The sequence below is a fragment of the Corynebacterium sp. HMSC074E01 genome (assembly GCF_001808885.1).
In the GTDB taxonomy this organism is placed as follows: Bacteria; Actinomycetota; Actinomycetes; order Mycobacteriales; family Mycobacteriaceae; genus Corynebacterium.
The window spans coordinates 51,160-63,621 of record NZ_KV794821.1 but is presented as its reverse complement, the minus strand read 5'-3'; the positions used below and the strand labels follow the sequence as shown (position 1 = coordinate 63,621).

Genomic DNA, 12,462 nt, shown 5'->3' with positions numbered 1-12,462 from the left:
CCAAATTTGCGTGAATTTCGCGGTCGCCCAAAATCAGCCGTACGTATCTTGCGAACCTTGCGGCTTGACCCATTGGCGGCCCTCATAGTTGCGGTGCTGCTTGGGGCCCTGAATGTGCAGCTTAACCACCACGTCCGGGCCGAGGCGATCAGCAATCTTCTGCAAAATGGGCCGCTGCAAGTAACGCAGCTCGGTGGCCCAGCTAGAAGAATCACACGCCACGTAGACAACCTGCTCCTTGATGGTGAGCGGTTGCGTGTGCGCGGCGATGCGCTCGCCGACGAGGTTTTCCCAATTGCCCATGACCCAACCATGAGCTAATTCGTGTTCCCAGCCGCGTTTGCCAATCTCTCGTTGGATCTGTGCGCCGAGGCTAGGGATCTCGAGGCTGCGGCGTCTGCGACGGCCATCAGGACCGCTCGGCCTACCACGCTGATAGGGCTTTGGCTGCTTCTCGGAAGATGTCGGGGCCACGTTCATTTTGGGCGCCGGTTTATTGAGCTTCGGCGGATTCTTGGAGTTGCTTCGTGTGCGCTCGAAGAGCGCCTTGACCGGATCGAAGTCCTGCTCAGTCATCTTCATCACCGCCCGCTGTATACGGAGCGATCTCAGAAATCCGGCCTTCGTCGGTATCCCGGACCGTGACCGTAAAACGTTCGATGGGCTGCAAGTTTCCGGGCAAATCCTCATCCACCGCCGCAGTGATCAGCACCTGTTCCGCGCCCGCCGCGAGGCGGACGAGTTTCTCGCGGCGCTTGGCATCCAGCTCAGCGAAAACATCATCGAGGATGAGGATCGGATCAGTGCCGTCTTGGCGCAGCAGGTTGAACTCCGCCAGCCGCAGAGAGATGGCATACGACCAGGTCTCGCCGTGGCTAGCAAAGCCCTTGGCGGGGCTCGTGCCAAGGTTAAGCACCAGATCGTCGCGGTGCGGTCCGACGAGTGAGATGCCGCGTTCGATCTCTCGTTGGCGCTTCGTGGCCAGCTCGGTGAGCATCATGGCCTCGATGACCTCGCGGTCTGAGATGTCCACGGTGGACTTGTAGTCAATGGCGGCCGGACGCGATTCCGGGGCGAGCCCGGCATAGGCGGCGGGGATGAGCTCGCGGAGTTCGTCGACAAGCGCAAGGCGTGCCTGAATCACCTGCGCACCGAGGGAAGACAGCTGCGTATCCCACACGTCGAGAGTCGCCAGCGCCGAGGCACCATCACTGTCGCTGTAGCCGCGACGCAAGCTTGGCGACGCCGATTTCAACAACGCATTCCGCTGCTTGAGCACCTTGTCATAATCAGCCTTCACACCAGCCAAACGCGGCGTGCGTGAGGCAATGATGTCATCCAGATACTGGCGGCGCGCTGCCGGTTCACCGCGCACGAGGGACAAATCCTCCGGGGAAAACAACACAGTTTTCACCACGCCAAGGAGCTCACGCGGGGATTTCAGGCGCGTGCGGTTGATCTGCGCCTGGTTGGCCGCGTGGGGTTTGATCAGTAGGTGCGCAGTGAGCTCTCTGCCCTGGTTCACCGCGGTGGCGGAGATACGAGCATTGTGCGCGCCCTGGCGCACAAGGGGGGCATCGTGGGCAACACGGTGTGAGGATAGATGCGCGGTATACCCGATGGCCTCGACAATGTTGGTCTTGCCGAAACCGTTGCGGCCGACAAACAAGGTAATTCCCGGTTTCAGCCTGAGGGTGAGCTCGGGCCAGGAGCGGAAGTCCCTGACATCGAGATCGCGAATATACATATGGCCTAGCCTGGCAAGCGCACCGGCATCAAGAGGTAGGTGAAATCAGTCTCCGGGGTGGGGAAAGAGCCGTCTTCGTTGGCTGCCGGCAGCTCTTCCGGTTCCGGAATCATGATTGCCGGGCGCGAAGGTTCGGTGAAGCCGAAGACCACGCGATCTGTGTGAACCACTGCCAAACCATCCTTGAGGTAGGACGGGTTGAAGGCAATGACAAAATCCTCACGGCCGTTGAAAGCGCACGGCAAGGTCTCACTTGCGCGACCAGAGTCCGCACCGGCCGCCAAGGTCACCTCACCTTCGCTGAATTCCATGCGGATCTGAGCGTTGCGATCCGTCAACAGCGAGACGCGGCGAATGGCTTCCTGGAGCGGAGCAACCTCAATGCTGGCCATGGCGCTGTGGGTCTTGGGCAGCAAGGGAGCAACGTTAGGGAAATCGGCGTCCAGCATACGTGTCGTGGTCTCGCGGTTATCCGCATGCAGGCCAAACAGGCCTTCTGCAGCGATGTTCTCACCCGTGCCCACGGCGATTTCAACCGGGATGTTGAGGTGCGTGTCCAGGGAGCGGCCGGTCTCCTGCAGAGTCTTGGCCGGGACAAGGAGCTTGGCCTGGACATCAGGAGATACCGGCTCCCACTCGAAGGTGCGCATGGCCAGGCGGAAACGGTCCGTCGCCGTCATTTCCACGTGGGAACCATTGATGTCGATGTGCACACCGGTGAGCATCGGCAGGGTGTCATCCTTGCCGGCGGCCGCAACGACCTGGCTGATGGCCTCCACGAAGAGCTGCGGGTTAATGGTGCCGGTGACCTCCGGCAGGACAGGGAGCTGGGGGTAATCATCCAGCGGAATGAGCGGCAGCTCGAAACGGGAGGAACCACAGATCAACAAAACCTTGTTGTCTTCCTGCGTCATCTCGATTTCCTTGTTGGGCAAGGAAGCAACGATGTCAGAGAGCAACTTACCGGCCACGGCGATGCGTCCCGGCTCATCCACCATGCCAGCGATACGCACGCGGGTGGAGACTTCGTAGTCGAAGCCGGTGAATTCCAAACCATTGTCATCCGCGGTGATCAGCATGGCGCGCAGTACCGGTTGGGTGACCTTCGAGGGAAGGCTGCGCGCGACCCACGCTACGGCGTTGGCGAGGTCATCTTTGGCAACGCGAAATGACACGGACTGCTCCATGATGGTGAGACGCTCCTCTAGTTGCGGATGGAAGATTCTTGCAAGCTCACTCCAACTTACAGGATCGGTGCCGAAGCACAGGATTTTGTCATTCACCTTCTCTGCTTTGCGATTCAGGCGTGCGGCCGAGCAGGGCGCCGACGAATCACACACATCCTTTTTCTTCTTAGTTAGGGAGAAAACAAAATAGGAGTAGTAATAAGCGCTGTGGGATCTGTGGACAACCCGCTAAAAGCCAAGCTCTGAGCCGCGAACCAATCTGTGAGTCAGCATGTGGGATCACTGTGATCAAATGACAAGAAATGTGAGTAACTGGGTCGGGGTCAAAGTTATCCACAATCCATCCCCAGATCTATCCCTGCTGATCACAGGGTTAACCACAAGGGCGATGTGCCCTCTGATCTGCTGTGGAAGAAGAAAATGTGACAAGGATCTACAAATTACAACAATGGAATTACACAGCTGTGAATAACGGTGTGGATAACTTTTTGGCGGATCGCAAAGACGCCCCTGCCCACACCCGCGGGGGAGGTTGCTGCGGGGAAGGTGGGAGGGGCGTCGCCAAGCGTTGCGTGGTGCTAACGCTGGTTGTGGTTCTTCACGCGCTGGGTCAGCGCCTGGATCTCGTCGTAGGTATTCCGGTTCTCAGTCATCTCCTTACGGATTTTGCGGTCCGCATAGATGACGGTGGTGTGGTCCTTGCCGCCGAACTGGTCACCAATCTTTGGCAGGGAGAGCTCAGTGAGTTCGCGACACAGATACATCGCTAGCTGACGGGCGTGAGCCACGGCGCGTTTCTTACCAGAACCGCGCAAGGTATCCACGTCGATGTTGAAGTAATCCGCGGTCACCTCGATGATGGCTGCCGCGGTGATTTGGCGATCTGCAGAATCCGGGGCCAGATCGTGCAGAGCAATCTCCGCCATCTCCAAACTGATCGGCTCATTGACCAGAGAGGAATAGGCAGAAACGCGGATGAGCGCACCTTCGAGCTCGCGGATCGAAGATTCAAAGCGAGAGGCGATGAGCTCCAGAACCGAGCGATCGACGTCTGTGCCGTCCGCGGAGGCCTTCTTCATGAGGATAGCGATGCGCGTCTCTAGGTCTGGCGGCTGAATATCCGTAATCAATCCGCCCTCGAAGCGCGTGCGGAGGCGATCTTCCAGTGTGGTCAGCTGCTTCGGTGGACGGTCGGAGGACAAAATGATCTGTTTGTTGGCCTGGTGCAGCGCATTGAAGGTGTGGAAGAACTCCTCCTGGGTGGACTCTTTGCCTTCTAGGAACTGGATGTCATCGACCATGAGGATGTCCAGGTTGCGGTAGCGGCGCTTGAAGGATTCCTGGCGGTCATCACGCAGGGAGTTGATGTAGTCGTTGGTGAATTCCTCCGAGGACACGTATTTCACGCGCAGTCCCGGGTGCAGGACCTGGGCGTAGTTGCCGGCTGCGTGCAGCAGGTGCGTTTTGCCGAGGCCGGAACCGCCCCAAATAAAGAGTGGGTTATAGGCGCGCGCGGGGTTTTCCGCGACGGCCACGGCGGCGCCGTTAGCAAAGCGGTTGGAGGAACCGATGACGAAGTTCTCAAAGGTGTGCTTCGGATTGAGAGACTTTTCTCGGTTCGGGTTGTGCGCTGGCTCCTCCCGCGGGATCCGTGCCCCGGCTGCTTCGGGGTAGCCACTGGGTGCGGTGCTTTGTTGCTCGCTGTAGTGTTGCGCCAATTCATCGAGGCTGGCTGGGGAATGCGCAGTCTCCCATGAGCGCGGCTGATGGTGGCTTGGTGTTTCTGGCTGGGAGGTTGGAGCGGGCGGCGTGGGCTGCTGGAAAGCCTGAGCCTGGTGCCCCATGCCGTGCTCGGGAGCCTCGGTTTGGATAGGGCGTTGAGGTGCGGGTGCTGGAGGCTCTTCCTGTGGTGCCGGCTGCGGGGGTGCCGCAATGGTCACGGCCAAAGAACAGGGGCGACCCATGTGCTGCGATAGAGCGCGGGTGATGTATTCCCCTAGTTCAGTTTCGATGACAGTTTTGGCGTTTTCGTGTGGCGCGGCGATCAACGCGTAGCCATCACCGATCATGATGGGCTCGACGAGTTGGAGGTTGAGGCGCTGGCTATGGGAGAAGTTAGGGACATCCGAGCTTGGTTGCTCGGACTGAGCCAGCAAATCACTGACCACAGCTTTCCAGCTGGCCCGGAGGGCTGCTTGCGGATCGGACACAACGCCTACCTTCTGTGTAGTTAGAGTTCACGCGGTGCTGCCGAAGAGGCGGCCACACCTATTTGATTCTGGGAAGAAGTGGCCTTGAGAACCAAATATTTACTGCGTGACTCTGGGTGAGAATCGGGGATGGACGGATGGATAAGAAAGAGATACGGAACGAGAAATCACAAGAAGTTTGTGATTTCCACCGGAGATTCCACACGATGTTTTAGCGCGTAACCTCGGTTTCCACAAAGTTATCCACAGGTGTGGATAGGTGGTTTATCCACAGCCTATCTTATGACTGTGGATAACTATGAATTGGCTCCTTAATGCAGTTTACCTGCGTAAACAGCAAAAGTCTCAAGTTATGATTGAGAGTTATCCACATCCTGTGGGTGACTGTGGAATTCGATTCCTCAGTTGTACCGCGTTATAGGGGCGCTGTCTAACGCGCTTTTATGCGCGCTCGACACGGTGGCGCCTAGCGCGGTGGGCGGACAGCGGGAGGGGGCGCTAGCCGCGCTGCATGTGGGCAAAAAGTGGCGTCCTAGCTGCGGATAAAAACATCCTTGTAATTTCGGGGACACCCAGTGTGTCGATTTGTTTCGCGCACTATCTGTCACGTAACCTGTGATGGTCTATCGCAACAGTGCATGGTGCACATGTTGCATGTGGGAATGCCTCGCCACGCCTCACGGCGCTTAAAGTGCGAAGCCTCATCCCCACGTACACCATTCATTAGTGGATGTTTAAGCCCACCGCCATCAGTGGCGCGAGGCTGTGCCATCCACCAACAACTTCAAGGAGTTAATCGTGGCAAAGGGTAAGCGTACCTTCCAGCCGAACAACCGTCGTCGCGCTCGCAAGCACGGCTTCCGTACCCGCATGAGCACCCGCGCCGGCCGCGCCATCGTCGCCGCTCGTCGCAAGAAGGGTCGCGCTAAGCTCACCGCTTAATTCATGCTTCCAGCCCAGCACAAGCTCACGTCCCCGAGGCAATTTCGGAGGACCATCAAGGGCGGGCGCCGGGCGGGCACGCGCACTGTCGTCGTGCATTTGCGCTTTAATGACGGTGAAGACGCCATCGCGGCCACTGGGCCGCGGTTCGGTCTCATCGTGTCGAAGGCCGTCGGGAATGCCGTGGTTCGCCACCGCACCTCCCGACGGCTTCGTCATGTGTGCATGTCCCTCATGCGCGATGGTGTCAAAGGGACAATGCTGCCCGCCAACGTTGACATCGTTATCCGCGCCTTGCCCGCCAGCGGTGATGCCACCAGTGAGCGCCTTGAGCGTGATATCCGCAAAGCGCTACGCACATGGGATATCTGAACTCCCAAGGTGAGGAGATTCCCGAAGCCCGCGGCTTCGGAAGAGTCCTAGTTCACGGGGTGCGCTTCTACCAAAAGCACTTGTCAGGCCTTAAGATGGTCTCCACCTGTCGTTTTGAACCGACGTGCAGTGCCTATGCCCTCGAAGCCATTTCCATCCATGGAGCCTTCAAGGGGACGGGCATGGCGCTTGCCAGGTTATGCAAGTGCGGTCCCTGGCACCCGGGCGGGTTTGATCCGGTACCGACCAAACAACAACTGAGGTAAACAACTCTCGTGCTTAATTTCATCTATTGGCCAATTTCAGCCGTCTTGTGGTTCTGGCATTGGCTCTTGAGCTTCGTTCTTGATTCCGCATGGGGCGGAACCTGGATCATTGCCATCGTTCTTCTGACGTGGACGCTTAAGGCCATCATGGTCAAGCCGACCATCACGCAGCTGCGCTCCTCCCGCAAGATGCAGGAGATCCAGCCGCAAATCCAGGAACTGCGCACCAAGTACGCCAATGACCAGACCAAGGCGGCGCAGGAGATGCAGCGCATCTACAAGGAATCTGGCGTGCGCCCGGTGGCGGGCTGCTTGCCTATGTTCGCGCAGATCCCGATGTTCATTGGTCTGTTCCACGTGCTGCGCTCCTTCGACCGCACTGTTGCTGTCGCCGGTGGCATTGGCCACCCGGCGGGTGACGCCATGTCGGAGGAAATGAACGCCTCCATCGCCAACTACATCTTCGAACCCGCGCTGGTGAAGGAGTTCGTCGATGCCAAGATCTTCGGTGTGCCGCTGGTGGCCAACCTACGCCTGGACTCTGGTCTGGAGATCATTAAGGAAACCACCACCGCGCAGGCGGCCGTCATCATCGTGCCGCTCATCGCCATCATTGCGACGCTCACGCACTTCAACGCCCGCATGACGCTGAACCGTCAGGAGGCTCGCCGCGCCGCCGGCAAGACCGCTACCCCGCAGGGCCAGAATGCGGAGATGATGCAACAGCAGATGGCCATGATGAACAAGATGATGCTGTGGTTTATGCCGGCAATGCTGGTGTTCTCCGGTTTCATCTGGCCCATCGGCCTTCTCTTCTACATGTTGGCCAACACCGTGTGGACCTTCTTCCAGACCCGCATCGTCTACGCCAAGATGGACCGCGAGGAAGAAGAGGAGGCAGCCGCTAAGGCTGAGCTCAAGCGCACCTCTGCTCCGAAGCCGGGCGCACGCAAGAAGGACAATCGCTCCAAGAAGCAGCGCCGCAAGAACAACTAGAACTTAACCCAGGAGTTTTCACAGTGACTGAATCTGTGTCCGACACTGTGCCACTGGACCCGTCTGACGTCTTCGGATCGCGTCTGCCGCTCGCGCAGAAATACCACGATTCGCTGGCTACGGACGGGTCCACCCGTGGTTTTATAGGCCCCCGCGAGGTCCCGCGCCTCTGGGAGCGCCATCTCATCAACTGCGCCGTGGTCGCCGAAGTCATGCCGCAGGGCGCCACGCTTATCGACGTCGGCAGTGGCGCCGGCCTGCCCGGCATCCCGCTCGCGATCGCGCGCCCTGATCTGAAGATCACCCTCATCGAACCGTTGCTCAAACGCTCGACCTACCTCAACGAGGTCGTCGACCTACTGGGCCTCGATAACGTCACCGTCATTCGCGGCCGCGCCGAGGAAGGTCCAGTGAAGAAGGCCGTTAAGGGTGCCGACATCGTGACTTCCCGCGCGGTGGCCCCGCTGGGAAAGCTGGCCAAGTGGTCCCTGCCGCTGGTGCGCAAAGGCGGCGAGATGATTGCTCTCAAGGGTTCCTCAGTGCATGAGGAGCTAGAGCGCGATGCTGCTGATATCAAGCGCGCCGGTGGCGGAAAAGCCGAGGTCATGACCATCCACGGCACCACGATTATCCGTGTCCCGCGCGTGAACTAAAGTAGACGGCATGACTCATCCTCGTCTTATCACCATCGCGAACCAGAAAGGTGGCGTGGGTAAAACCACCTCCGCCGTCAACCTTGCCGCCGCGCTTGCTGAGGCCGGCAAGAAGGTCCTGGTGATCGACTTGGACCCGCAGGGCAACGCCTCCACCGCGGTAGGCGCGGAGCACACCTCCGGCACCAAATCCAGCTATGAGGTTTTGTTGGGTGACTGCAGCGCGGAGGATGCGATGCAGCACTCCCCCGATGATGAGAACCTCTACTGCATCCCGGCCACCATCGACCTCGCTGGCGCAGAGATTGAAATGGTCTCTCTGGTCCGCCGCGAGTTCCGCCTCTATGACGCCCTGCACAATGGCTTCCTCGAGGAGCATGGCTTTGAGTACGTTTTTATCGACTGCCCACCTTCCCTAGGCTTGCTCACCATCAATGCGATGACGTGTGCAGAAGAAGTTATTATTCCCATCCAGTGTGAGTACTACGCCTTGGAGGGCGTGGGCCAGCTGCTGGGCAATATCTCCATGATCCGGGAGCACCTCAACGAGGACCTTCACATCTCCGGTGTGCTGCTCACCATGTTTGACGCCCGCACCAAGCTGGCAGAGCAGGTGGCTAATGAGGTGCGTGAGCAATTCGGCGCCGTCGTCTTGGGCAACGTCATCCCGCGTTCTGTGCGCGTTTCGGAGGCGCCGGGCTATGGTAAGACAGTTATTGCTTATGACCCGTCGTCGACGGGCGCCCGCGCCTACTCCGCCGCTGCACGCGAGCTGGACAAGCGCGGAGACTACACGCCGCACCCCACCACGGGTGCCATTGGCGTGAGCCCAGAGATTTTCGCGGAATTGGAAGGATAGGACACCGTGGCAGATAAGAAGGCAGAGCAGAAGCCGGAGCAGCGCCAGGGCGGCCTTGGCAAGGGACTGGCCGCTCTCATTCCGTCTGGCCCGGGTGCGCCCTCCCGCAAGCCGCGCCTTGGGGATTCGGCGGCTGACATTATCCTTGGCGCTTCGACCGGCGGGGCTCACGGATCTGCGCCGAAAAAGGTGCAGGGTGCGCCCACCATCCAGCAGTCTTCTGGCTCGAAGAAGCGGCAGGCCAAGCCTTCGGTGATTGGTGCGACGTACCGCGAGATCTCCGTCGGGGACATCATGCCCAACCCGAAGCAGCCGCGTACTGTCTTCGATGAGGATGAGCTAGCGGAGCTGGTCCACTCCATCAAGGAATTCGGGCTGCTGCAGCCGGTCGTGGTCCGCCCTGCTGAGGAGGGCGGCTTCGAACTCATCATGGGTGAGCGCCGCTGGCGCGCCTCCTCCAAGGCAGGCCTGGCCACCATCCCAGCTATCGTGCGCGATACCAAGGATGATGATCTGCTGCGGGATGCCCTGCTGGAGAACATCCACCGCGTGCAGCTCAACCCATTGGAAGAGGCTCACGCCTACCAGCAGCTGCTGGAGGAATTTGGTGTAACCCAGAACGAGTTGGCTGATCGCATCGGCCGCTCCCGCCCTCAGGTCACCAACATGATTCGCTTGCTCAAGCTGCCGGTCAGTGTGCAGAAGCGCGTTGCCGCTGGCACCTTGTCTGGCGGCCACGCCCGCGCGCTGCTGGGCCTGCCGGATGCTGAGGCCATGGAGCTCATTGCCAACCGCATTGTGGCCGAGGGCCTGTCTGTGCGCGCCACGGAGGAAGCTGTCACCCTATACAAGCGGGATGGTAAGCCGGCCGAGCCAACGAAGAAGCCTGCCGCTCCACAGCCGCAGTTCTTCACCGATTCCGCTGAACGTCTGGCAGATCGCTTCGACACCAAGGTCACCGTCACCATGGGCAAGCGCAAGGGCAAGATGGTCGTCGAATTCGGCGACCAGGAAGATTTCGAGCGCATTCTGGCCCTCATTGAGGGCAAGGAAAGTAGCTAGCCCACTATGTTCGTTCAGGCCGTCAAGGAAGGCATTGCCATCAATCCCTTGGCGGCCCGATCCATCTTCTGGGAGCTGAAGACCACGGTCGCTGATCCGGCCTTTGAGAAAGAAGCATGGATCAGCGCTACTCTGCTGCGCTGCGGCGAATGCGGCTTCACCGTGAGCGATGAAGCTACCGTCTTCTTCTGCCCACCTGACCTTGCCCCCGGTGCCGCGAAACTGCCCACCTCTCCTGTCTCGGAGGATGCTGTGCTCGTGTCCTCGCTGTTCGTGAAGTCGCACCGTGCGGCGAAGGGCCTGGAGGCGGTGCTTCTCGACGCCACCATTATGCACCTCACCTCCCGCGAAGCCAGCGCCGTCGAAGCTTTTGGCTACCGAGATGCCCAAGCCGCAGAAGATCTTCTGCGGGACAAACCCGGCCGCATCGGCCTTTTACCTGTGGAAACGTTGGAATCCGCCGGGTTCATGGTGGTGCGCGATCACCCCATTACGCCGCGCTTGCGCCTTGAGCTGCCCCCTGCCTTCGACCTGCTGACGGCCGCTGCAGTCGAAGACCTCCTCGCCCGTGCCCTAGCCTAGGCCTGTTAAGAAGAGCGCTCGGCGCGCAGCAGCTCGTCGAAGCGGTAGGTGCCGGTCACGGCGGTGTCATCGTCGAGGAGGTACAGGCGTTTGACGGAGACAACGATGGCCTCGGCGATGTCATCGCGGCGATCCGGGTTGGTCAGAATAGCCACGTCCTTCGGGCTGGTCAGGTACCCCAGAACCACTTGGACGACCGGCATTTGCGTCAGACGTAGCAGCGCCCACGTGCGGCCGTGGTTGCGGCAGTTACCCAGTTCGGTACGGGCAACAATCTCACGCTGGATGAAGCCGGAGAGCGTTTCCCCGATGAGGGAAGAATTGCCGGACTCCGAACCGAAGTAGAAGGTGGCCACACCATTGGCCTTCTCTGTGGGGTACTCGTCGCAGGCGAGCGAAATGACCAAGTCAGCACCAAAGGCATTGGCAATATCGGCGCGATCGTGGATGGAGGGATCATCGGTACGCGGGCGGGAGATGATGGTCTCCATGCCGGCGGCAATCATGCGGCCAGCAACTCGCTCAGCCAAATCCCAGAGGATCTCTTCCTCAGTGATGTCACCAAAGCGGCCCTTGACCGTACGGCCCTTGTTGAAACCGCCCAAGCTGGGATCGATGACAACGCGCTTGCCGGCCAATTGGGGCCCCGCATTGCGGACGCGCTCACGTTCCTGGATGTTGTGCGCTGAGCCGCCGGTGATGCGCCGACCCAAAAGGTTCAACGCGTTGATGGTCTCCGGGCCACAAATTCCGTCACTGCGCAGCCCAGAGTTCAACTGGTACTCCGCCAGCGCCGCATAGGTGCGGGCGCCAAAATGGCCGTCGATGCGTTCCTGGTAGAAGCCGAGCTCCTGGAGTTGTTGCTGCAGCTGGGAAACATCATCGCCCACCTGCACGTTGCCTGGCTCATAGGCCAGAACGCGAGCGCCCAGCGTGTAGGAAGCCTGGCGCAGCTCGCGCAGAGTGAGGTCATCGATATCGCCGCTGGGCACGATGCCACGCGATTGCTGGAAGGCCTTAAGAACCTCCGCTAGCTCGGCGTCAAAGTGCTTATCGGCTTCGGAGTACTTCTGCTTCCTCCAGTCGGACAAGGTCCCCTGGTAGTCAGTCATCAGGCCGAGGCGGGCAAGGGTTGCGCGTGCTTCGGCGACCCGAACGCTCTGGTCACCTACACGTAAAACGCGGTTCACACCTACCCCTTTCGTGATCAAGGAGGCGCACTACAGTGCGCCAACAACGAGTTAAAGAATACCAGTTAGAGCTGTTTCTTTACCTGCGCCACGATGTCGGCCTTGGAACGCAAGCCAACGAACTCATCGACCTTCTCGCCGTCCTTGAAAATCAGCACAGATGGGATGGACATGATCTGGAACATGGCACCCAAAGTGCGTTCTTCATCCACGTTGACCTTGACTACGGAGACGTCCTCACCGAGTTCTTCGGCGACCTCCTCAAGGATCGGGGACAGCTTCTTACACGGACCACACCATTCGGCCCAGAAGTCCACGACGACTGGCTTGCCTGCCTCTACGACGTCAGCGCGGAAGGAATCAGTAGTGACGTTTTTAATGTTGCTCATGTGATTA

14 protein-coding genes are annotated in these 12,462 nt (G+C 59.5%); 8 read left to right on the top strand and 6 right to left on the bottom strand.

Annotated elements, in window-relative coordinates; all coding sequences use genetic code 11:
• Positions 1-33 precede the first annotated feature (33 nt).
• From HMPREF2537_RS01380 to dnaA, 4 genes are all read right to left on the bottom strand, one after another.
• The gene (locus HMPREF2537_RS01380; RefSeq protein WP_010188103.1) at positions 34-582 is read right to left on the bottom strand and encodes a DciA family protein; all 549 of its coding nucleotides are present in this window, start codon (positions 580-582) and stop codon (positions 34-36) included.
• Complete coding sequence (gene recF / locus HMPREF2537_RS01375) at positions 569-1,747, bottom strand: DNA replication/repair protein RecF (protein WP_010188101.1); 1,179 nt, start codon at positions 1,745-1,747, stop codon at positions 569-571. The genes HMPREF2537_RS01380 and recF overlap by 14 nt, the downstream gene beginning before the upstream one ends.
• Positions 1,748-1,752: 5 nt before the next feature.
• Positions 1,753-2,934, bottom strand: coding sequence for a DNA polymerase III subunit beta (gene dnaN, locus HMPREF2537_RS01370; RefSeq protein WP_070524942.1), 1,182 nt, complete (start codon positions 2,932-2,934; stop codon positions 1,753-1,755).
• 578 nt (positions 2,935-3,512) lie between these two features.
• Positions 3,513-5,144, bottom strand: coding sequence for a chromosomal replication initiator protein DnaA (gene dnaA, locus HMPREF2537_RS01365; protein WP_070444522.1), 1,632 nt, complete (start codon positions 5,142-5,144; stop codon positions 3,513-3,515).
• 798 nt (positions 5,145-5,942) lie between these two features.
• Between dnaA and rpmH the strand changes: the two genes are divergently transcribed.
• The 8 genes from rpmH to HMPREF2537_RS01325 are packed head-to-tail and all read left to right on the top strand — an operon-like array spanning position 5,943 to position 10,876.
• The gene (rpmH, locus tag HMPREF2537_RS01360) at positions 5,943-6,086 is read left to right on the top strand and encodes a 50S ribosomal protein L34 (RefSeq protein ID WP_003847033.1); all 144 of its coding nucleotides are present in this window, start codon (positions 5,943-5,945) and stop codon (positions 6,084-6,086) included.
• A gap of 3 nt (positions 6,087-6,089) precedes the next feature.
• Positions 6,090-6,458 (top strand): ribonuclease P protein component, encoded by a 369-nt coding sequence (gene rnpA / locus HMPREF2537_RS01355; protein ID WP_070444524.1) that lies wholly within the window; start codon positions 6,090-6,092, stop codon positions 6,456-6,458.
• On the top strand, positions 6,446-6,724 hold the full coding sequence (yidD, locus tag HMPREF2537_RS01350; protein WP_070444526.1) for a membrane protein insertion efficiency factor YidD: 279 nt from the start codon (positions 6,446-6,448) through the stop codon (positions 6,722-6,724). The genes rnpA and yidD overlap by 13 nt, the downstream gene beginning before the upstream one ends.
• 9 nt (positions 6,725-6,733) lie before the next feature.
• Positions 6,734-7,720, top strand: a complete 987-nt coding sequence (gene yidC, locus HMPREF2537_RS01345) for a membrane protein insertase YidC (protein ID WP_070524940.1) — start codon at positions 6,734-6,736, stop codon at positions 7,718-7,720.
• A 23-nt stretch (positions 7,721-7,743) separates the two neighbouring features.
• Positions 7,744-8,373, top strand: coding sequence for a 16S rRNA (guanine(527)-N(7))-methyltransferase RsmG (rsmG, locus tag HMPREF2537_RS01340; protein WP_070524939.1), 630 nt, complete (start codon positions 7,744-7,746; stop codon positions 8,371-8,373).
• Between the two features lie 10 nt (positions 8,374-8,383).
• Positions 8,384-9,232, top strand: coding sequence for a ParA family protein (locus tag HMPREF2537_RS01335; protein ID WP_070444533.1), 849 nt, complete (start codon positions 8,384-8,386; stop codon positions 9,230-9,232).
• Positions 9,233-9,238: 6 nt separating this feature from the next.
• Entirely contained in the window at positions 9,239-10,294 is a 1,056-nt protein-coding gene (locus HMPREF2537_RS01330) for a ParB/RepB/Spo0J family partition protein (protein WP_070524937.1), read from the top strand.
• Between the two features lie 6 nt (positions 10,295-10,300).
• The gene (locus HMPREF2537_RS01325; RefSeq protein WP_070524935.1) at positions 10,301-10,876 is read left to right on the top strand and encodes a hypothetical protein; all 576 of its coding nucleotides are present in this window, start codon (positions 10,301-10,303) and stop codon (positions 10,874-10,876) included.
• Between the two features lie 5 nt (positions 10,877-10,881).
• Here the strand turns inward: HMPREF2537_RS01325 and HMPREF2537_RS01320 are convergent, their stop codons facing one another.
• Together HMPREF2537_RS01320 and trxA are read right to left on the bottom strand one after the other, a co-directional pair.
• Positions 10,882-12,066 carry an N-acetylmuramoyl-L-alanine amidase gene (locus HMPREF2537_RS01320; protein ID WP_070524933.1) on the bottom strand — a complete coding sequence of 395 codons (1,185 nt, stop codon included), beginning with the start codon at positions 12,064-12,066 and terminating at the stop codon, positions 10,882-10,884.
• Positions 12,067-12,131: 65 nt separating this feature from the next.
• Positions 12,132-12,455 (bottom strand): thioredoxin, encoded by a 324-nt coding sequence (gene trxA, locus HMPREF2537_RS01315; RefSeq protein WP_070444541.1) that lies wholly within the window; start codon positions 12,453-12,455, stop codon positions 12,132-12,134.
• Positions 12,456-12,462 lie beyond the last annotated feature (7 nt).

What these genes read in the sequence shown, in the direction of transcription:
- HMPREF2537_RS01380 (WP_010188103.1), bottom strand. Translation starts at nt 582, where the DNA reads ATGAAGATGACTGAGCAGGACTTCGATCCGGTCAAGGCGCTCTTCGAG.
- recF (WP_010188101.1), bottom strand. Translation starts at nt 1,747, where the DNA reads ATGTATATTCGCGATCTCGATGTCAGGGACTTCCGCTCCTGGCCCGAG.
- dnaN (WP_070524942.1), bottom strand. Translation starts at nt 2,934, where the DNA reads ATGGAGCAGTCCGTGTCATTTCGCGTTGCCAAAGATGACCTCGCCAAC.
- rnpA (WP_070444524.1), top strand. Translation starts at nt 6,090, where the DNA reads ATGCTTCCAGCCCAGCACAAGCTCACGTCCCCGAGGCAATTTCGGAGG.
- yidD (WP_070444526.1), top strand. Translation starts at nt 6,446, where the DNA reads ATGGGATATCTGAACTCCCAAGGTGAGGAGATTCCCGAAGCCCGCGGC.
- HMPREF2537_RS01335 (WP_070444533.1), top strand. Translation starts at nt 8,384, where the DNA reads ATGACTCATCCTCGTCTTATCACCATCGCGAACCAGAAAGGTGGCGTG.
- HMPREF2537_RS01325 (WP_070524935.1), top strand. Translation starts at nt 10,301, where the DNA reads ATGTTCGTTCAGGCCGTCAAGGAAGGCATTGCCATCAATCCCTTGGCG.
- trxA (WP_070444541.1), bottom strand. Translation starts at nt 12,455, where the DNA reads ATGAGCAACATTAAAAACGTCACTACTGATTCCTTCCGCGCTGACGTC.